This is a genomic window from Qipengyuania sp. HL-TH1 (genome assembly GCF_036365825.1).
Lineage (GTDB): Bacteria > Pseudomonadota > Alphaproteobacteria > Sphingomonadales > Sphingomonadaceae > Qipengyuania > Qipengyuania profunda.
This window is the reverse complement of record NZ_CP142675.1, coordinates 2,014,091-2,034,904: the sequence shown is the minus strand read 5'-3', so window position 1 is coordinate 2,034,904 and position 20,814 is coordinate 2,014,091. Positions and strand designations below refer to the sequence as shown.

At 65.0% G+C, this 20,814-nt stretch carries 16 protein-coding genes and 1 tRNA gene; 14 read left to right on the top strand and 3 right to left on the bottom strand.

Annotation, left to right across the window (positions count from 1 at the left end; all coding sequences use genetic code 11):
* Positions 1-12: 12 nt before the first annotated feature.
* The 3 genes from kduD to VWN43_RS10595 are packed head-to-tail and all read left to right on the top strand — an operon-like array spanning position 13 to position 3,357.
* The gene (kduD, locus tag VWN43_RS10605) at positions 13-786 is read left to right on the top strand and encodes a 2-dehydro-3-deoxy-D-gluconate 5-dehydrogenase KduD (protein WP_320181762.1); all 774 of its coding nucleotides are present in this window, start codon (positions 13-15) and stop codon (positions 784-786) included.
* On the top strand, positions 783-1,808 hold the full coding sequence (locus tag VWN43_RS10600; RefSeq protein WP_320181763.1) for a sugar kinase: 1,026 nt from the start codon (positions 783-785) through the stop codon (positions 1,806-1,808). The genes kduD and VWN43_RS10600 overlap by 4 nt, the downstream gene beginning before the upstream one ends.
* Complete coding sequence (locus VWN43_RS10595; protein ID WP_320181764.1) at positions 1,795-3,357, top strand: carboxylesterase/lipase family protein; 1,563 nt, start codon at positions 1,795-1,797, stop codon at positions 3,355-3,357. Before VWN43_RS10600 ends, VWN43_RS10595 begins: the two co-directional genes overlap by 14 nt.
* 109 nt (positions 3,358-3,466) lie before the next feature.
* On the opposite strand, the gene VWN43_RS10590 is transcribed toward VWN43_RS10595, so the two are convergent.
* Entirely contained in the window at positions 3,467-4,801 is a 1,335-nt protein-coding gene (locus VWN43_RS10590) for a pectate lyase family protein (protein ID WP_320181765.1), read from the bottom strand.
* A gap of 260 nt (positions 4,802-5,061) precedes the next feature.
* Here VWN43_RS10590 and VWN43_RS10585 point away from each other — a divergent pair, with 260 nt between their 5' ends.
* The 6 genes from VWN43_RS10585 to VWN43_RS10560 are packed head-to-tail and all read left to right on the top strand — an operon-like array spanning position 5,062 to position 13,178.
* Entirely contained in the window at positions 5,062-7,752 is a 2,691-nt protein-coding gene (locus tag VWN43_RS10585; protein WP_320181766.1) for a TonB-dependent receptor, read from the top strand.
* Between the two features lie 33 nt (positions 7,753-7,785).
* A complete protein-coding gene (locus VWN43_RS10580) occupies positions 7,786-8,763 on the top strand; it encodes an alpha/beta hydrolase (RefSeq protein ID WP_420493525.1) in 978 nt (325 codons plus the stop codon).
* On the top strand, positions 8,760-10,376 hold the full coding sequence (locus tag VWN43_RS10575) for a family 43 glycosylhydrolase (protein WP_320181768.1): 1,617 nt from the start codon (positions 8,760-8,762) through the stop codon (positions 10,374-10,376). The genes VWN43_RS10580 and VWN43_RS10575 overlap by 4 nt, the downstream gene beginning before the upstream one ends.
* Positions 10,377-10,402: 26 nt before the next feature.
* On the top strand, positions 10,403-11,413 hold the full coding sequence (locus VWN43_RS10570) for a TRAP transporter substrate-binding protein (RefSeq protein WP_320181769.1): 1,011 nt from the start codon (positions 10,403-10,405) through the stop codon (positions 11,411-11,413).
* Between the two features lie 2 nt (positions 11,414-11,415).
* Entirely contained in the window at positions 11,416-11,895 is a 480-nt protein-coding gene (locus VWN43_RS10565) for a TRAP transporter small permease (RefSeq protein ID WP_320181770.1), read from the top strand.
* Entirely contained in the window at positions 11,895-13,178 is a 1,284-nt protein-coding gene (locus VWN43_RS10560) for a TRAP transporter large permease (RefSeq protein WP_320181771.1), read from the top strand. Before VWN43_RS10565 ends, VWN43_RS10560 begins: the two co-directional genes overlap by 1 nt.
* On the opposite strand, the gene VWN43_RS10555 is transcribed toward VWN43_RS10560, so the two are convergent.
* On the bottom strand, positions 13,179-14,699 hold the full coding sequence (locus tag VWN43_RS10555; protein WP_320181772.1) for a UxaA family hydrolase: 1,521 nt from the start codon (positions 14,697-14,699) through the stop codon (positions 13,179-13,181). It lies immediately after the preceding gene.
* A gap of 106 nt (positions 14,700-14,805) precedes the next feature.
* Between VWN43_RS10555 and uxaC the strand changes: the two genes are divergently transcribed.
* Positions 14,806-16,206, top strand: coding sequence for a glucuronate isomerase (gene uxaC, locus VWN43_RS10550; RefSeq protein ID WP_320181773.1), 1,401 nt, complete (start codon positions 14,806-14,808; stop codon positions 16,204-16,206).
* Entirely contained in the window at positions 16,203-17,573 is a 1,371-nt protein-coding gene (locus VWN43_RS10545) for a mannitol dehydrogenase family protein (RefSeq protein ID WP_320181774.1), read from the top strand. Before uxaC ends, VWN43_RS10545 begins: the two co-directional genes overlap by 4 nt.
* 51 nt (positions 17,574-17,624) lie before the next feature.
* On the opposite strand, the gene VWN43_RS10540 is transcribed toward VWN43_RS10545, so the two are convergent.
* Positions 17,625-17,716: transfer RNA gene (locus tag VWN43_RS10540), tRNA-Ser, on the bottom strand.
* 266 nt (positions 17,717-17,982) lie between these two features.
* On the opposite strand from VWN43_RS10540, the gene VWN43_RS10535 reads away from it, so the two are divergent.
* The 3 genes from VWN43_RS10535 to VWN43_RS10525 all read left to right on the top strand — a co-directional run bounded on the left by VWN43_RS10535 (position 17,983) and on the right by VWN43_RS10525 (position 20,607).
* The gene (locus tag VWN43_RS10535; protein ID WP_320181775.1) at positions 17,983-18,774 is read left to right on the top strand and encodes a DUF1134 domain-containing protein; all 792 of its coding nucleotides are present in this window, start codon (positions 17,983-17,985) and stop codon (positions 18,772-18,774) included.
* Between the two features lie 111 nt (positions 18,775-18,885).
* Entirely contained in the window at positions 18,886-20,067 is a 1,182-nt protein-coding gene (locus VWN43_RS10530; RefSeq protein ID WP_320181776.1) for an amino acid aminotransferase, read from the top strand.
* Entirely contained in the window at positions 20,068-20,607 is a 540-nt protein-coding gene (locus VWN43_RS10525; protein ID WP_320181777.1) for a GNAT family N-acetyltransferase, read from the top strand.
* Positions 20,608-20,814 lie beyond the last annotated feature (207 nt).

Below are 20,814 nucleotides of genomic sequence, written 5' to 3'. Positions count from 1 at the left end.
AGAGTGAATACCATGGCCACCACCCCCTTCGACCTGACGGGGCGCACTGCGCTCGTCACGGGTGCCAATACGGGTATCGGGCAGGGCATCGCCATCGCGCTGGCACAGGCCGGGGCCGATATTGCCGCGGTGGGCCGCAGCCCCGCCGACGAGACTGCCGAACAGGTCCGCGCGCTGGGCCGCCGCTGCGAGCTCGTTTCCGCCGACCTGTCCTCGATCGAACCGGTTACCGAAGTGGTCGACACGGTCGTTGCCAAGCTCGGGCGTCTCGATATCCTCGTCAACAACGCCGGTATTATTCGCCGCGAGGATGCGCTCGACTTCTCGGAAGAAGATTGGGACGCGGTTATGGACACCAATCTGAAGACGCTGTTCTTCCTGTGCCAGGCGACCGCGCGCCACATGACCGGCTGGGCATCGCAGGATGGCGAGCGCGGCAAGATCGTTAACATCGCCTCGATGCTGACCTTCCAGGGCGGCATTCGCGTGCCGAGCTATACTGCCAGCAAATCCGGCGTCGGGGGCCTGACCAAGCTGATGGCCAATGAATGGGCGCCGCGCGGCATCAACGTCAACGCGATCGCGCCGGGCTATATCGCGACCAACAACACCGCTGCGCTCCAAGCGGACGAAACGCGCAATCGCCAGATCCTCGAGCGGATCCCCGAACAGCGCTGGGGCGACCCGGCCGATATCGGCGGCGCGGCGGTCTTTCTTGCCAGCCGCGCGGCGGATTATGTCCAGGGGCATATCCTCGCGGTCGATGGCGGATGGCTGGCGCGATGACAGCGCTGCCGAAACCGGGCCACGTGGTCTGTTTCGGCGAGCTGCTGGCGCGCCTGTCGCCCGAGGCGGGGACGCCGCTGGCGCGCGCGCACAGCCTCGCGCTCGCGATCGGCGGGGCCGAGGCCAATGTCGCCATAGCGCTTGCCAGCCTTGGCCAGCCCGCCGCGATGCTCAGCAGTGTGCCGGATAATCCGCTCGGGCTCCGCGCGCTGGCCGCGCTGGGCGAAGCGGGAGTGGATCGGCGCTTCGTGCGCCGCGCAGCGGGCCGGATGGGCCTCTATCTGTTCGAACCGCCCAGCGGTCCGATCGGGGGGCGGGTGACCTACGACCGCGCGGGAAGCGCCTTCGCCATGGCGCAGCCGGAAGATTTCGACTTTGCCGGAGCGCTCGATGGCGCGCGGCTGCTGCATCTTTCGGGCATCACGCCTGCGCTGGGCCCCGACGGGGTGGCGCTGGCGAAGAAGGCCGTTGCCACCGCGTCTGCGGCAGGCGTGCCGATCTGCTTCGATGGCAATTACCGCGCCAGTTTATGGGATGCCTGGGATTGCGATCCGCAGGCGATCCTGACCGAACTGGTCGAAGCGGCCACCATCCTGATCGGCAACCACCGCGATATCTCGTTACTCCTCGGCAAGAGCTTCTCGGGCGACGGGCCGGATCGCCGGCGCGAAGCCGCCGAAGCCGCCTTCGCGCGCTTCCCCGATCTGGCGGCGATCGCCTCGACCGCGCGCCATATCGAAAGCTCGACCACGCATGGCCTCGCTGCCCGGGTCGACCTGCGCGAAAGCCATTGGCAGACCGACGAGGTGCGGATCGCCCCGGTGGTCGATCGGATCGGCACCGGTGATGCCTTCGCCGCGGGCGTGTTGCTGCGCTGGCTGGAAGATGGGTCCGCGCAGGAGATGGCCAAGACGGGGCTTTCGCTGGCGGTGATGAAGCACGGTATTCCAGGCGACACGATAGCTGTGACGCGCAGTGAGCTGGAGAGCTTTCTTCCGGCAGGAGCCGATGTCAGCCGCTGACGGCATGACCCGCCGCGCGGCTCTGCGCGGGGGCCTCGCAGGGGGCGCATTGCTTGCGGCTGCGCCGGTGGCGGCTGGCGGCAGCGGCGATCCCCGGGCTCTGGCCTATCGCGGCATGATCGATCGCGGGGTGCAGGCATTTCTCGGCATCCGCTATGCCCGTGCGGCGCGGTTCGACCGCCCGGTGCGTGAGCCTGTACCTACCGCACCCACGCCCGCGACGCAGTTCGGTCCGCTGTGCCCCCAGCGTAATCCGATGACCCCGGCGATGAGCGAGGACTGCCTGTTCCTCAACATCTGGACGCCGGATGCCCATCCTTCCGCGCGCCGCCCGGTGATGGTCTATTTTCATGGCGGGGCCTACAATTGGGGCTCGGTCACCGACCCGCTGACGCAGGGGCCGAAGCTCGCCGAACAGGGCGATGTGGTGGTCGTCACGGTCAATCACCGGCTCAATCTGTTCGGCTATGGCTGGCTGGCACCGCTCGGTGAGCGTTTCCGCCACAGCGGCAATGCGGGGCAGCTCGACCTGATCTGCGCGCTCGAATGGATCCGCGAGCATATCGGGGCCTTCGGCGGGGACGCGGACCGCGTGATGGTCTTCGGCCAGTCGGGCGGCGGTGCCAAGATCGCGACGCTGATGGCGATGCCTGCGGCCGATGGGCTGTTCCACACGGCTGCGACGATGAGCGGCCAGCAGGTCACCGCGCAGGGTCCCGGCAATGGCTGGCGGCGGACGCGCGCCCTGCTCGACCATCTCGGACTGGCGGAAGACGGCGGCGCTGCCCTGCTTAGCCTCCCATATGAGCGCTTGCGAGAAGGTCTCGAGGCGACCGATCCGGTGCTCGGGGGCAGTCTCTATTTCGGGCCGGTGCTCGACATGCTGCATCTGCACCGCCACCCGTTCTGGCCCGATGCCGCGCCGCAATCGCGGCACATCCCGATGATCCTCGGCAACACGCGGGACGAGACGCGCGCCTTCATCCGCAGCGACGGGCCCGTCGTGCGAGGTCTCGACTGGCAGAATATCGCCGAGCGGCTGGCCCCGCAGATCCGCATCGATTTGCCCGCGAACTGGGTGGTCGCGCAATATCGCGCGCAGTTTCCGCACTGGTCCGCCGAGCAAGTATTCTATGCCGCGACCACCGCCGGACGCAGCTGGCCCGGACAGGTGATCGAGGCGGATGCGCGCGCCCGCGCAGGGGCGCAGGCCACCTGGGTCTACCAGCTCGACCGGCCCAGTCCGATCGATCCCACGCGCCGGGCGGCGCATACCGACGATCTGCCCTATGTCTTCGGGACGCTCGCTGCACCGGGCAGCTATTCGGGAACCGGGCCACGCGCCCGCACGGTCAGCGATGCGATGATAACTGCCTTTGCGGGCATGGCGCATACGGGCCGGCCGGGGCTTCCATCATGGGCTCCCTATACGCTTGCCGAACGCGAGACGTTGGTGATTGGCGAAGAGAGCATCGCGACCGAGAACGATCCACGCGGGTGGGAGCGCGAGCTGTGGGCGCGGGGGCCCTATATCCAGCCGGGCAGTTGAAACTCGGTCAGACCTGATGCGGTGTTCCGTGACAACGGCAGGCGGCTCGCTTGCGGCATGAAGACATACCGCCGCGAAGCCGCCTACCTTTTCAAAAGCCCCAGCATGTTTACCGATTGGTGGCGCGCATCTCGCGGTCGCGGGGCGAAAGATGCTCCTGCGCACCTTCCTTCTGGCCCGGCCAGATACCCGACTTCGGGGTCATGGTGGCAAGGTCCCAATCCGCTTCGACGAAAGGCGCGCTCGTCGCTTCGAACTGCGGATAGCCGCCGACCTCGTCTTCCGAATCGATCACTTCGCCGCGTCCTTCGGCGATGTAGAACAGGACGCGGATTTCCATTTCGCTGCGATCCCACGGGCGCGCGCCCGAGGTTGCGAGCAGGACGGTCTCGACATCCTCGCTGGGCATGATCGAATAGCCGTCCAGATCATGCAGCGGCGCATCTTGCTGAAGGATCTGTGCGCGTGTGTGGCCATAGCGGCCGAACATCGGCAGGTCGTTCCCGTACCGGTCGATCGCGACATTATCGCGGCCATAGTATTGCAGATCACCAACACCGCCGATCGTCAGGAATGGCAGGCCCGCATCGGTGCTGTTGCCGCCGCGCATGACATTGCCCACTGCGGTAAGCTGGCCGTCGACCGGCGCGTGGCCCGCCCATTCCAGATCCATCAGATTGTAATGCACCGCGCGAAATTGCGGATCGTAGATCAGATTGTTGATCATCAGCGCCTCGACCCCGCCCTTCAGCAACGGCGAGCGTTCGACATTGTGCGCCCAGACATTGCGTTCGAACACGATGCCGGTCGCATTGTCGTGGATCAGCGAACCCTTCGAATGCTCGCCCTTGGGGTGCGTCGAATCGGCCAGGCCCTCGGCCGCCAGGTTCGACCGGAAGACGATGTTGCGGCTGGTGCCTTCGCGCCATTCTTCCACCGTATCGCCCGTAAAGCGCGGGCCCGAAGCGGACATGTTCTCGTCGACGCCCCAGAAAAAGCTGTTGTTCTCGATCAGCAGATTATGCGCCGAACGCGTGGAAAAGGCATCGACCTCCCAGCCATGCCGCTTGGGCAGGCCATCGGCGCCGACCGCGACGCGCAGGTGGCGGATGATAACGTCATGCGTGGCCACATTGATGCCGCCGCGCAGGATCGTGATCCCCGGCGAAGGGGCCGTCTGACCCGCGATCGTGACATGCGGCTGGGTGATGGTCAGCGAGGACCGTTCGAGGTCGATCGCGCCGCCCACTTCGAAGACGATGATCCGCGGCCCTTCGCGGGCGAGCGCTTCGCTGAGGCTGCCCGGACCGTCCTTGGCGAGCGTGGTCACGCGAATGATTTCCCCGCCCGCGCCGCCATCGGTGGGATCGGCAGCCTGTACGATCGCGGGGGATGCAATCAGAAACAGGCAGAGCGCCAGCAGGCAATTTGCGAAATATCTCATGGCAATTTCCTCTCTCTTAATTGCAACCTTGACACTGAAGGTCAGATGGATCAAGAAGAATTGACACCGGTTACCAAACGGGCCGGGTTGAGGGAAATTGGAGTGTCAGATGGGGGGTGCGGCAGGCTGCCGCAAATTTTCTCCTCCAAAAAGACACCGGTGCCAATTGAGAGGAGGATGCGATGAGGTTTATGGTTTCTACGGGAAGCGTGAAGGCGGCTTTGCTGGCGGGTAGCGCACTGGTTTTTTCGGCGCCAGCAATGGCCCAGGATTCGGGCACGCTCGACGATGACGAAGTAAGCGATGTCGCTTCCGACGCATCGGGCGAGATTTCCGATAGTGATAATGTGATCATCGTATCCGGCTTCCGCCAGTCGCTCAACGCGGCCATTTCGGCGAAGCGCGAAGCGGTCGGCCAGGTCGATGTCATCGTGGCCGAGGACATCGCCAAATTCCCCGACACCAATCTTGCCGAATCGCTCCAGCGTATTCCTGGCGTCGCGATCGAACGCGATGCGGGCGAGGGACGCCAGATCACGGTTCGCGGGCTGGGCGGGCAATTTACCCGCGTGCGCGTCAACGGAATGGAAACGATCGCGACCTCGGTTGACGGGGCCTCGTTTAACCGGGACCGCGCTTTCGATTTCAACGTCTTCGCGTCGGAACTGTTCAATTCGATCGTGGTCAACAAGACCGCGTCGGCAGCGCTCGACGAAGGTTCGCTGGGCGCGGTCATCGACCTCAATACCGGCGATCCGCTTGCGTACGGTGCGGGTCTCAAGCTCGTCGGTTCGGCGCAGGGGCGCTACAATGACCTGAATGACGACATCGCACCGCGTCTTGCCGGCCTGCTGGCGTGGAGCAATGCGGACGAAACCTTCGGTATCTCCGCATCGGCTGCCTGGACCAAGTACGAGACGCCCGAACTGGGTAACAACTCGGTCCGCTGGGCGAATGATGCGACCTTCCGTTCGGTCGATGGCGTCGATTGCGCCGCCAATGCTGCCGATCCCGGATGTGTGGAAGTGCGCGACGCTTTCCACCCGCGCATCCCGCGCTATGGCCTGGTCAATCACGACCGCGAACGCCTCGGCGCGACCGCGGCCATCCAGTTCCGTCCGACGGATCGCACCGATATCCAATTCAACGCGCTCTATTCCAACTTCAAGGAAAACCGCGACGAATATTGGGGTGAAGTCCTGCTGCGTTCGAACGAGGACGAGATCGACCTCTCGAACTATGTCATCGATGGCGACAACAACGTCATCAGTGCCGATCTCGAGAATGCGTGGATCCGTAACGAGCGCTATCACCGCGAAAGCGAAACCGATTTCTACCAGATTTCGGGGACCATCGAGCAGGCGTTCAGCGACAACTTTAGCGCCTCGCTGCTCGCGGGCTTCTCCAAGTCCGACGCGACCATCCCGGTCGAAACCACGATCATTTTCGATGATCGCGACGGGACCTACAGCTACGACTACACCGATATGAAATTTCCGGTGCTCGCATTCGGTACGGATGTGACCAATCCGGGCAATTTCCAGCTGGCGGAATTCCGCGATCGCCCGAGTTCGGTCGAGAACAAGTTCAAGACCATTGCGCTCGATCTCGATTGGGAGCCCACCAGCGGACTGCGCCTGTCGGGCGGGCCGTTCTACCGTCAGTTCGACTACTTCACGCAAAGCGCGCGGCGTGACAGCCAGTATTGCTCGGCCTTCACCTGCGCAGCCGGAGCCTATGGCGCGCCGGTCACGGGGGATCTGTCCGAGCTGTTCGAACTGGGTGATGCGGGCCAGCCGGCTGGTAACACCAACAGCTGGGTCGTTCCGAACCTCGACGCGGCAGTGGCCTTCCTCGATCTCTACAACATCCCTGCGGTGACCCGTGAAGGCGATGTGCGTTCGGTCGAGGAAAAGGTCACCGGGGGTTATTTCCAGACCGATTTCGAGATCGACCACGGACTGCGCGTAACCGGCAATTTCGGGGTCCGCTATGCGCGCACCGAACAGTCCTCGCAGGGGTTCAACAACGGTCAGTACGTGACGGTGGAGCGTAATTACGACGACTTCCTGCCGGCGCTCAATCTGAACGTGTTCCCGAGCGACGACGTCGTCCTTCGCGGGGCGATCGCTCGCGTGATTACCCGTCCCACGCTCGGCTCGCTTACGCCGGGCGGATCGGTCGACGAATTCAACTTCGTCATCAGCACCGGCAACCCGTTCATCGAACCCTATCGTGCTTGGAACTACGATCTTTCGGCAGAATGGTATTTCGCACCCGGGGCAATCCTGTCGCTGGCGGGCTTCATCAAGGAGGTCGAAAGCTTCCCGGTCGGCAATTCGCTGCAGGTGACCTATGCACAAAGCGGTCTGCCAACGTCGCTGCTGACCTCGGGTACGCCCGCCTATGATGCGGTCGTCAACGGGACCGATCCCAACCGCGAATTCCAGTTCCGCACGACGACCAATGGCGAAGGCGCGACGATCAAGGGGGTGGAGCTTGGTCTGAACCTGCCCTTCTCTGCTTTCGCCTCGGGCGCGCTGGCGAATTTCGGTGTGCTGGGCAATGTCACCTATGTCGACAGCCAGCAGGAGATCGAGTTCGAGGATCAGATCTTCGAAACAACGTTTAGCGGCGTGTCGAAATACTCGGCCAACGGTACGGTCTATTACGATGACGGGCGGATCTCGATCCGTATGTCGGGCGCTTATCGCAGCGGGTACAACACCGGCTCCAGCGGAAATGGCAATTTCCTGGAAGGCTACACCTCGTCGTTCAACCTCGATGCGGCGATCCGCTACAAGGTCACGGACTCGGTCGAGCTGACGCTGGACGGGAATAACCTCACCGACGACTACCGTTACCGTTGGACCGACGACAATGCGCGCCGGAACTACGAGAACAACCACTTCGGCCGCATCATCATGGCCGGTGTGCGCTTCGAATATTAATTCGACAGCGTAAGGGATACAGGGGGCTCGCGCATGAGAAGTGATCGACGGTCGCTTCTTGTCGCGGGCCTTTCCCTGTCTGGTGCATGGGCCACACGCGGCTCGGCGGGTTCGCGGGCAAGTATGGCTGCCAAGCCAACAGAAACGATCGCGCTATGGCCGCACGGTGCGCCCGGCATGCCCGACCCCGCACCAAGTGAGCGGATAACCGAACGCTCGACCGATCCCTCTTTCAAGGACCGCGCCGTTGCGGCGATTGCCGAACCGCGCCTGGTCGTCTTCCATCCCGCGCATGCCAGCGGGGCGTCGGTCCTGCTGATGCCCGGCGGTGGCTATCGGCATGTGGTCGTCGACAAGGAGGGCTACGAGATGGGGCGCTGGCTGGCCGCGCGCGGCATCACCGCCTTCGTCCTGTTCTACCGCCTGCCCGGCGATGGCTGGGCGGCGGGCCCCGACGTCGCGCTGTCCGATGCGCAGCGGGCGATCCGGCTGATCCGCAACCGCGCTGACGAATGGGGTCTCGACCCCGCGCGCGTGAGCGCGATGGGCTTCTCCGCTGGCGGGCATTTATGCGCCGACCTTGCGACACGATTCGATCACGGTGCCTACGATGCGGTGGACGCGGCCGATACGCTTTCCGCGCGTCCCGACAGCGCCGCGTGCATTTACCCGGTTATCAGCATGGAACCCGGCGTAGCGCATGGCGGATCGCGGGATTTGCTGATCGGCAGCGACGCGGGTGCCGAACTCGAACGCGCGCACTCGCCCGATCAGACTGTGCCCGCGAATGCCCCGCCATTCTTCCTGCTCCATGCCGAAGACGATAGGTCGGTCCCGGTCGAAAATACGCTCCGGATGCGCGCGGCGCTCAAGGCGCGCGACCTACCCGTCGAAACACATCTGTTCGAAGCCGGCGGGCATGGCTTCGGGCTGCGCAAGGCAGTGGGCAAACCGGTCGAGGTCTGGCCGGAATTGTGGCTCGCCTGGGCCAGAACAAGGAATTTTGCATGACGATCCGCCGCAGGGATTTGCTCGCCGGGGTTGGCGGGGCAGGGCTGGCAAGCTTGGTGCCCGCATTGCCCGCTCCGCTTCGCGCGCGAACGTATGATGCCCCTGCCGTGCGCCAGTACCGGCGCGGGTTCGACAATCAGCGTGTCCCCGACCTTGGCAATGGCAGCTTCCTCAATCCCGTAGTGTCGGGCGACCGTCCGGATCCCGCAATCCTCAAGGATGGTGCGGATTACTACATGACCTTCTCCACCTTCGACGCCTATCCGGGTCTGACGATCTGGCATTCGCGCGACCTGGTGAACTGGCGCCCGCTCGAAGCCGCGCTGACGCGCAATATCGGATCGGTCTGGGCCCCCAGCCTGCACAAGGACAAGGGCCGCTACCTGCTCTACATCCCGGTGAAGGCCAAGCCGCAGAACGACATCTTCGTCGCCTGGGCGGACGATATCACCGGTCCGTGGAGCGACCCGATCCCGCTCGGCCTGCCCAATCATATCGACCCGTGTCATGCCGTGGCCGAAGACGGCAGCCGCTGGCTGTTCCTGTCGGGCGGCGACCGTGTTCGCCTGTCCGACGACAATCTCTCGCTCGCCGGCGCGGTCGAGCATGTCTACGATCCCTGGCGCTATCCGTCCGACTGGATCGTCGAAGGCTTTTCGCCCGAAGGTCCGAAGATCCACCACATCGGCGGCTGGTATTACATGATCACCGCAGTGGGCGGCACCGCCGGTCCGCCGACCGGGCATATGGTCATCGCCGCCCGTTCGCGCTCGCTGCACGGTCCGTGGGAACACCATCCGGGCAATCCGCTGGTTCGTACCGAAAGCGTGGACGAGGCGTGGTGGTCGCGCGGCCATGCCTCGCTGGTCGAAGCGCCCGATGGCAGCTGGTGGTCGCTCTATCACGGCTATGAAAACGGCTATTGGACGCTTGGCCGGCAGTGCCTGCTCGATCCGGTCGAATTCACGCCCGACGGGTGGTTCTGCATGACCGGCGGCGACCTGTCCGCGCCGATCGCCAAACCGGGCGGCGGGGCTGCGGTCACGCATGGCATGCCGCTGACCGACGATTTCTCCGCCCCGCTTGCGCTGGGCAGCAAATGGGCCTTCTTCAAGCCCGACGCCGATGAAGCGGCGCGGGCAACCAGCGGCAACGGCGTATTGCGGCTGAAGGGCAAGGGCGCGGCGCCGTCCAGCGGCTCGCCGCTGTTGCTAACCGCAGGCGACCGATCCTATCGCTTCGAATGCGATATCGAACTCGCGCCCGGCGGACGGGCGGGGCTGATCCTGTTCTATGACGACAAGCTTTATTGCGGGCTCGGTTTCGATGCGGAGCGCTTCGTCACGCACCAATATGGCCGCGAGCGGGCAAGGCCCACCAATCCGCATGGCGGGCGAATGCGCATGCGCGTGACCAATCGGCGCCACATCGTCACGTACGATACCAGCGGGGATGGCGGGAAAACCTGGCACCGCTTTGACCGCGGGATGGAAGTCTCCGGATACCACCACAATGTGCGCGGCGATTTCCTGATGCTGCGGCCCGGCCTCTATGCGGCGGGGCCGGGCGAGGCGAAATTCCGTGACTTCCGCTTCACCGCGCTGGAAGATTGAACAAAATGACGGGGAGCGGAGAAAACATGACGAAGGGGCGTATGGCGCTGTCGCGGCGAAGCGTGCTGGCCGGCGGCATGGTGCTGGGGGCAGGCGCGATCCTGCCCGGCTGCAAACCGGTGATGTCGGGGCTGCTGACCGGCGCCGATGCGCATCCGGGCGATTACCCGACCGTACGCGCGGTCGAGTTCATGGGCCGCTATCTCGATGAGAAAACGGGCGGCCGGCTGGGCATCAGGATGTTCGCCGGCGGCCAGCTCGGCAGCGAGACCGATACGCTGGAGATCACCAGTTTCGGCGGGATCGACTTCAACCGGGTGAATTTCGCGCCGCTCAATTCGATCGAGCCGATGACGCTGCCCTTCTGCCTCCCCTTCGTGTTCGATTCGGTCGCGCATATGCGGCGCGTGGTCGACAGCGAGGTGGGCGACGAAGTCATGGCCTCGCTCGAACCGCACAATCTCATCGGCCTGTGCATTTACGATTCGGGTGCGCGCAGTTTCTACAATGTCCGGCGCCCCATCACCACGCCGGAGGATCTGCGCGGGCTCAAGATCCGCGTGCCCGCATCGGACCTCTATATCGCGATGGTCAATGCACTGGGCGCCAATGCGGTGCCGATCCCCTTTGGCGAGATTTACCAGTCGCTTGCCCAGGGCGTGATCGACGGCGCGGAAAACAACTGGCCCACCTTCGTGGGCGAGCGTCATTACGAAGTCGCCAACTATCTCAGCCTGACCCAGCACCTGCTGACCCCCGAGGCGCTGGTGATGAGCAAGGCGAGCTGGGAACGGCTGTCGCGTGCGGACCAGCTGCTCGTGCGCGAGGCGGCCAAGGCTTCGGTCGTCGAGATGCGGCGCTTGTGGGACATTCGCGTTAACGAAGCCAAAGCTGCGGTCGCCGCGTCGGACGTCGCCGTGAACACGGTGGATACCGAACCCTTCGCCGCGCTGATGCGGCCGGTTTGGGATCAATTCATCACGACGCCCGCGCAGCAGGACATCGTCCGGCGCATCCGCGATATGAGGGAAGGATGACTATGGCCGCGACCCTATCGCGCTGGTTGATCGGCTTCGGTTCGATCGGGCTTCTGGCGATGACCGCGATCATCGGCTGGCAGGTGTTCGGGCGCTTCGTGCTCAACTCGAGCCCGTCGTGGACCGAACAGGCTTCGCTGATCATGATGATCTGGTACGTGATGTTCGCCGCCGCTGCGGGGGTCTACGAAGGCTTCCATATCCGCATCGCGCTGCTCGAGGAAAAACTGGGCGACCGCGCGCGGCCGCTGCTGCGGATCGTCGCGCTCGTGGTCGCCGCGATCGGTCTGGTGCTGCTCGTTTACGGCGCGCAGCTGTGCTGGGCGGTGCGCGGCAATGTCGTCCCTTCGCTCGGCGTCAGCCGCGCGGTAGCCTATGTGCCGCTGCCCGTTTCGGGACTGTTGATGACATGGTTCGCGCTGCCACAGCTATTTACCGGGCGTCATCCGGCGGATGATGCCATTGAAGGGGAGCGCGGCTGATGGAACTCCTCGTCCTGTTCGGCGTGCTCTTCGCCATGCTCGTCATCGGCGTACCGGTGGCCTTTTCCCTGCTCGCGGCGGCGCTTGCCTGTTTCCTCGCGATGGATATCCCTCCCATCGTCGCGGTCCAGCGCGTCGCCGCGGGGATCAGCGTTTTCACCCTGATGGCGATCCCCTTCTTCATCTTCGCGGGCGACCTGATGTACCGCGCGGGGATCGCCGACCGGTTGGTCCGCGTGGCCGATGCCGCCATCGGGCGCGTACGCGGCGGGCTCGGGATCGTCGATGTCGGCGCCTCGATGATGTTCGGTGCGGTGTCCGGCTCGGCCATCGCCAGCGCCTCGGCGATCGGCTCGACCATGGTCCCGCTGATGAAGGAGAAAGGCTATCCTGCAGATTATGCGGTCAACGTCACCGTTACCGCCGCCATCGTGGGCCTGCTGATCCCGCCTTCGCACAACATGATCATCTATTCCGCCGCCTCGGGGATCGGCGTATCGATCGGCGACCTGTTCCTTGCCGGCGTCATCCCCGGCGTGCTCACCGGCCTGATGCTGATGCTGGTGGCGTGGCTGGTGGCCAAGCGCGGCAAACTGCCGCTCGGCCGCTTCCCCGGCTGGCGCGAGTTCATCCTCGCAAGCGCCTATGCAATCCCCGGACTGATGACGGCGGTGATCATCATGGGCGGCATCCTCAGCGGGTTTTTCACGCCTACCGAAAGCTCGGCCATCGCCGTAATCTACACCATGCTCATCGGGACCTTCGTCTATCGCAGCCTGGGGTGTAAGGGCATGTGGGAAGCCGCCGGGAAGTCGGTGCGCACCGCTGCCATGGTTTTGTTCATCATCGCTGCTGCTACCGCATTCGGCTTCGCCCTCGCGCTGCTCGAAGTGCCCGCCGCGATGGGCGCGCTGATCGGGGTGATGACCGACAATCCGATCCTGACCCTGCTGATCATCAACCTCATGCTGCTGGCGCTGGGCACCTTCATGGACATGGCCCCGCTGATCGTCATCACCACGCCGATCTTCCTGCCGGTGGCGATGGATGTCGGGGTCGATCCGGTGCACTTCGGGATCATCATGATGCTCAATCTGGGCATCGGCCTGGTTACGCCGCCGGTCGGCTCGGTGCTGTTCGTCGGCTCGGCGGTGGGCAAGATCCCCGTGACCGCGCTGGTGAAGACCATCTGGCCGTTCTATCTCACGCTGATTGCGGCGCTGGTGGTGATTACATTCGTGCCTGCGCTCTCGCTCTGGCTGCCGGGGGCGTTCGGCGGCTGATCACAGCGTCACCCCGCGTTTCCAGATCGAAATGACGCGCTGGTCGCTGCGTTCGGCGGCGGTGGGCTCGCCGCTGGCAATGGCGAGCAGATAGTCCGCAAAGGCGGCATCGACCGCGTCCACCCCCTCGGCAAGCGCGCGGCCCGCGTCGAAATCGATCCAGCCCGGCTTGGTTTGTGCAAGCGCGGTGTTGGACGAAATCTTGACCGTGGGGACCGGGAAGCCGAGCGGGGTGCCCCTTCCGGTAGTGAACAGCACCAGGGTCGCCCCCGCCGCGGCCAGCGCGGTGGAGGAGACCGCATCATTGCCCGGCGCTTCGAGCAGCGTCAGGCCCGGCCGCGATACGGTGCCGCCATAGTCGATCACATCGACCAGCGGTGCGCAGCCGCCCTTCTGCACCGCGCCAAGCGATTTTTCTTCCAGCGTGGTGATCCCCCCCGCGATATTGCCGGGCGAGGGGTTTTTCGAAACCGGTTGGCCCTGGTCGAGGAAATAGCGCTTGAAGCGGTTCACCAGCTCGCCTGCCTGCTCGAAAACCTCCGGTGACACGGCGCGCGCCAACAGCGCTTCCTCGGCGCCGAAGATCTCTGGGATTTCGGTCAGCACGAGGCTGCCGTCGGACCCTGTGAGACGATCGCTGAAGCGCCCGAGCAGGGGATTGGCGGTCAGCCCCGACAACGCGTCCGACCCGCCGCATTTCAGCCCCACGGTCAGCGCGCCCGCCGGCGCATCTTCGCGCATTACCGGCGCGAGTTCAGCCACCAGATCGGCAATTTCCGCAAGCAGGCGTTCGCGCTCGTCGCCCGGGTCCTGCGCCCGGACAAGCCGCAGCTTGGCGCGGCTGCGCTCGGGGACACTGGCAACAAGGTCATCGAGCTGGTTGCTTTCGCAGCCGAGCCCCACCAGCACCACGCCGCCCGCATTGGGGTTGTCGCACAGCGCGGCCAGCAGCGCGCGCGTGCCCGAAAGATCGTCGCCCAATTGCGAACAGCCGTGCGGGTGACCGAACCCCACGATTGCATCCACGCTCCCGCGATGGATTGCGCTTGCTTCGCGCGCCACCAATTCCACCAGCGGGGCGACGCAGCCGACAGTGGGCAGCAGCCAGATCTCGTTGCGGGTGCCAAAGCGCCCGTCGGCGCGCCGGTATCCCTGCCAGCTGCCCAGCGGCGGGGAGGCTTCCGGGATCGGCGCAGGCGGCGCAAAAGTGCCATACTCCATCTCCCCATCCAGCGCGGTGGCGAGATTGTGCGAATGGACATGCTCGCCCGCTGCGATCGGCTGGCTGGCAAGGCCGATCGGGGCGCCATAGCGCAGGACCGGCTCGCCTTTGCCATGAGGGCGGAGGGCGAATTTATGGCCCCTCGGGATCGCTTCGGGCAGCCGCAGGACAATTCCGCCCAGTTCGATCCATTCGCCGGCCTTGTGATCGCACAGTGCGACGCCGACGCCATCGGCCTGGTGCGAGCGCCAGACATCGGGCAACCTCATCCCTGCGGAAGCGCTGTCGGCCTCGGTCATTGCGCGTCCCTCCTTATCCCCCTGCCTGACCGGTTGATTTCCTCTCCGGTAAGCGGCAGAACCCGTTCTTGACACCGGTTACCATAGTTCGTCGCGGGAGAGAAGAATGAGCACGCCCCTGGAGCTGCATGAGGATCGCCTGTTCCCAGCGGAGCCCGGCATCCGCGCGCTTGCGCGCGAGCTCTATGCCGATGTCGCCGATCTGCCGATCATCAGCCCGCATGGGCATACCGACCCGGCGTGGTTCGCTCATGACGAGCCGTTTGGCGATGCGACCGAATTGCTGCTGCATCCCGACCATTACGTGTTCCGTATGCTGTACTCGCAGGGGATTGCGCTGGAGTATCTGGGCATCGGGGGAGGCGGGGCCGATCCGCGGGCCGCGTGGCGCATACTGGCAGAGAACTATCACCTGTTTCGCGCCACGCCTTCGCGGATGTGGCTCGACTGGGTCTTCGCCAAGGCCTTCGGCATAGAGGTGCGGCTCGATGCGGGCACGGCCGATCTCTATTTCGATACGATCACCGAGAAGCTGCAGCAGGACGATTTTCGCCCCCGCGCGCTGTTCGACCGTTACGGCATCGAAGTCCTCGCCACAACGGAAAGCCCGCTCGATCCGCTCGACCATCACCGTACGATTCGCGGCAGCGGGTGGGGCGGCCGGGTCATTACCGCCTATCGCCCCGACCCGGTAGTCGATCCCGAGTTCGAAGGCTTTGCCGATAATCTGCGCACATTTGGCGACCTCACTGGCGAGGATACGCTGTCATGGCCGGGCTATCTCGCCGCGCACCGCCAGCGGCGCGAGTACTTCGCTGCGATGGGGGCGACTTCGACCGATCACGGCCATCCCAGCGCGGCCACTGCCAATCTGCCGGATGCCGATGCTGCTGCGCTGTTCGAGCGCGTGAAGCATGGGGGTGCCTCCGCCGCCGATGCCGAACTGTTCCGTGCGCAGATGCTGACCGAAATGGCGGCGATGAGCGTGGACGATGGCCTGGTGATGCAGATCCACCCCGGCAGCTTCCGCAACCATAACCACCAGCTGTTCGCCGGGTTCGGCCGCGACATGGGGGCCGATATCCCCACGCGCACCGACTATGTGCAGGCGCTCAAGCCGCTGCTCGACCGGTTCGGGAACGAGGCAGGTCTGTCGATCATCCTCTTCACGCTCGATGAAAGCGCCTATGCGCGCGAACTGGCGCCGCTGGCGGGGCATTATCCGTGCCTCAAGCTCGGCCCGGCGTGGTGGTTCCACGACAGCCCCGAGGGCATGCGCCGCTTCCGCCAGATGACGACCGAGACCGCCGGGTTCTACAACACGGTCGGCTTCAACGACGATACGCGCGCCTTCCTGTCGATCCCCGCGCGGCACGACGTCGCCCGGCGGGTCGATTGCGGCTTTCTCGCACAGCTTGTCGCCGAACACCGGATCGAGGACTGGGAAGCCGCCGAGGTCGCCCGCGAGCTGGCCTATACGCTGGCGAAGCGGGCCTACCGCCTGTGAGGCTCGGGCCCGATACGCTGGTCCATCTGCCCGGTGATGTCGGCACATGCCCTTACGACCGAGACGCGCAGAAGATCGGCATCGTTCATTTCGGCATTGGGGCGTTCCACCGTGCGCACCAGGCCTGGTATACCGATTGCGCGATGACCGCGGGGGACCGCGATTGGGGCATTTGCGGCGTTTCGCTCCGCTCGCCCGACGTCGCCCGACAGATCAATCCGCAAGGCGGACTCTATACGCTGACCGAACGGCAGCGCGATGCTGCGCAAACGCGCGTGATTGGCGCGGTTCGCGAAGTGCTCTACGCCCCCGATCAGGCCGGGGCGGTAATTACCCGGCTCGCTGATCCGGCCTGCCATATCGCCAGCTTTACCGTCACCGAAAAAGGCTATGCGCGCGGCCAAGACGGCGGGCTCGACCTCGCCGCGGCGCGCAGCAGTTTCTATCCGCTGTTGGCGCAGGGGCTGGCCCAGCGCCGCGCGCGCGGACTGGGCGGGCTGACGCTGCTGTCCTGCGACAATCTGGCGGAGAACGGCCGGGTCCTGGCGCGTCTGATGGAGCGGTGGCTGGCTGCAGAGATGCCCGAGATGGTCGAGTGGTTCCGGCGCGAATGCCGTGTCCCGTCGACGATGATCGACCGCATCGTACCGCGCAGCGGGCCGCAGGATCTGGCTGAGCTCGAGCAGCGCCTCGGAATGAGCGATGCCGGGGCGGTCTTTACCGAGCGGTTCAGTCAATGGGTGATCGAGGACGACTTTGCCGGCCCGCGTCCGCAGTGGGAGAACCACGGCGTGGAGCTGGTCGATGATGTCGCCCCTTTCGAAACCGCAAAGCTGCGCATGCTCAACGGCGCGCATTCGCTGCTGGCCTATTGCGGGCTCGAGGCCGGCTATACTTATGTCCATGAGGCCGTCGCCAATCCCCGCCTCGCCGCGCTTGCCGAGCGGCTGATGCGCGATGAAGCGCTCCCGACGATCACCGCCGCAGCCGGTCAAGATATTGCGGCCTATGCCGGGCAATTGATGCAGCGCTTCGCCGATCCTGCGCTGATGCACCGGCTCGACCAGATCGCGATGGATGGTACGCAAAAAATCCCCCAACGCTGGCTCGACACCGCTGCCGAGCTTGTCCGCCGGGGCCAACCCTTCGATGCGATCGCGACGGGTTTTGCCGCCTGGGTCTGGCACTTAGCCGATGGCCGCTTTGTCGACGATCCGTATGGTGAAGAACTGCATACGCTTGCTGCCGAAAAGGGTTCGCCCGCACTTGTCGCGCGGTGTTTCGGACCGTGTCCGAAGGCCGCTGCGCTGTGGCCGCGCTACGAACATCTGGCCGCAACCATGCTGCGACAGGCGCAGCCGTCATAGGCGTTTCGCTGGCTGGTATGCCTCGCCCGCTCGATCGCGAGGCCGGGAAAGTGGCGGAGACGGAGGGATTCGAACCCTCGATACCCGTTACCAGGTATGGCTCCTTAGCAGGGAGCTGGTTTCAGCCACTCACCCACGTCTCCGCATGTCGCAGGATCGGGCGTGCCCGCTGCGAGGGGCGCGCTATAGCCATGGCTTTGCGGGCCTTCAAGCGGAGTTTTGCATCCCGGTGCAGACAACGGCCCGACCCTGCAACGACTCGGTTCGCCGCATTTCCGATTCGGTTCATCGCCGTTTCATTGCCGCGCCGCTCTAAGAGGATTCTTCTCACCGCGCAGCTGTCTGCGCACGCGCCGCCGACACGGAGGGATCGATGACGAAATCTATACGCATATTGCCGCGCCTTGGCATGGCGCTCGCAGCCTTCGGCATGGCGGCGAGCCCGCTCGCCGCGCAGGTCGAAACGATCGACCCCGACAGCGCCATTGACGGCGATCTGGTCGAGCAGCCGGGCGACCAGCCGGTCTATGGCGAGCCTGAGACCACCCCCAGCTATGCGCCGCCCCCGACCACCGACGGGACGGATGAAACCGCTACGGACTATGAAACGCAAAGCGATCCGGTCCAGACCGATTCCCGCCAACCGCAATGGTCCGAACAGGCGGCCGAAGCGGCCGCCAGCGATGCAGTCGACGGCGCGGTGGTCGACGATCCGACGACCACCTATCGCGAAGATGATCTCATCGGTGCGGCCGAAGGCGTCTTCGGCAAGGGCGCCGAAGGCGTGGCCAAGATGATCCGCGGCCTGCTGGAAAAGCAGGGCGAACCCAATGGCTATATCGTCGGCCGCGAGGCGGGCGGGGCCTTTATCGTCGGCGCGCGCTATGGCTCGGGCACGCTCTACCACAAGATCGAAGGCGAATTGCCGGTCTACTGGACGGGGCCCTCGATCGGGCTCGACGCCGGGGCCAATGCCGGCAGTACCTTCGTGCTGGTTTACAATCTGTACGATACCGAGGAGCTGTACGAGCGCTATCCGGCGGGCGAGGGGCAGGCCTATGTCATCGGCGGGCTCACCGCGAGTTACCTGCGCAAGGGCGATGTCGTGCTGATCCCGATCCGGATGGGCGCGGGACTGCGTCTCGGCATCAATGCAGGCTATATGAAGTTCTCCAAGGAGCACCGCTGGCTGCCCTTCTGAGCAAGGGCAAACAAGCCGCCCTTCGGATCGCCCAACCATAATTCGCGCAGGCACGGGGCCGCGACGGGATTTCCTGTTGCGGCCCTTGGCATATCGGGCGATGAGGCGCGCATGCTTGACCAACTCGAAGCCCAGTCTCCCGACGCGCTGCTCGCGCTCATCAAGATGCATGCGCAGGACCCGCGCGAGGACAAGATCGACCTCGGCGTGGGCGTCTATCGCACCAATGACGGCGCGACGCCGGTCTTCCGTTCGATCAAGGCGGCGGAACAGCGGCTGGTCGATACGCAGGATTCCAAGAGCTATCTGGGCCCCGAGGGCGACACCGGCTTCGTCGATGCGCTCAAGCCCTATATCTTCGGGAAGGACGCCACGATGGGCGGGCGGCTCGAAGGCATGCAGACCCCGGGCGGCACCGGCGCGGTGCGGCTGGCGGTAGCGCTGGCCAAGGCTGCGGGTGTGACGCGCATCCATCTTGGCGTGCCGAGCTGGCCCAACCATGCGCAGATCCTGCAGGACGTCGGGGTCGAGACCACCACTTTCCACCATGCCAATGCCGATGGCACCGCCGATATCGACGCGCTGCTCGAGGCGATCGGCAATGCGCGCGAGACCGATGCAGTCCTGCTGCATGGCTGCTGCCACAACCCCACCGGGGTCGATTACACGCAGGAGCAATGGGGCCGGATCGCCGACGCCTTCGCCGAAAGCGGTATCCTGCCGATCCTCGACGTTGCCTATCACGGGCTTGGCGAGGGGCTGGAGGAAGACATCGCGGGCGTACGCCAGGTGCTCGCCAAGGTGCCCGAGGCGCTGGTCGCCTATAGCTGCGACAAGAATTTCGGCCTCTACCGCGACCGCGTGGGCGCTTTCTACATGATTACACGCAGCGCTGCCGACCTGCCCGCGATCGTGTCCAACGCCAATGCGCTGGCGCGGGCCAATTGGTCGATGCCGCCCGATCACGGCGGTGCGGCGGTGCGCACGGTGCTGCGCGACGAGGAACTGACCAGGCAGTGGCTCGACGAACTGGGCGAGATGCGCGCGCGCATGCGCCGCGTCCGCGAACGGCTGGCTGCCGCGGATAACGAGGCGCCCAGCCTCAACCTTGCCGCGCTGGGCCACCAGCACGGCCTGTTCGCCATGCTGCCGCTGTCGCGCGAACAGATTGCGCAATTGCGCGAAGACCACGGCATCTACATGGCCGGTTCGGGCCGCATCAATGTGGCCGGTCTGCACGAAGGCAACACGCCCAAGTTCATCGCCGCGCTGGCGCAAGTCACGAGCGCGTAAATGGACCGCCAGCGGACTCTCGAAACCGAGCGGCTGGTGCTGCGTCCGCTGGCCGAGGCCGACCGCGAGGCGCTCTACGAAATCGCCTCCGATCCCGCGGTCTGGGAACAGCACCCGATCCATGATCGCTGGCGGCGCGAGGTGTTCGACGCCTTCTTCGACGAAGGGCTGGCGTCGGGCGGCGCGCTGGCGGTCCTCGACAAGCGCGACGACCGCGTGATCGGCTCCACCCGTTTCGACAAATACGATGCGGACGAGGGCGGGGTTGTGGAGATCGGCTGGACCTTCCTCGCGCCGCGCTGGTGGGGCAAGGGCATCAATCCCGAGATGAAGCGCGCCATGCTGGCCCATGCCTTCGAGCATGTCGCGCTGGTCGAGTTCCGCGTGGGCGATACCAATTACCGTTCGCGCAATGCGCTGGAAGCCATCGGCGCGGTGCGCACCGAGCGCTACGAACTGGAAAAGTACCAGGGCAAGCGCGTGGTCCATCTGGTCTATGAGATCGACCGCGACGGCTTCGCGGCTGGCCCGCTGAGCTGATGTAGGACAGGTGTAGGACTGCCGCGGGCAAGTCCTGTCACATGGACCGCATGTTACACGGTCCAGGCGAAGAAAACACCGGGCTGCGGTCGGGCCTGCGAAACGGGCAAAACGGCAGGGGTGAAATGGCTGCGGCATCCTGCGGGTTCGAGCAGAATTCTCCCGAGTAGGAAAATCGGCACGCTTCGCTTTTCATTCGCCGATAGC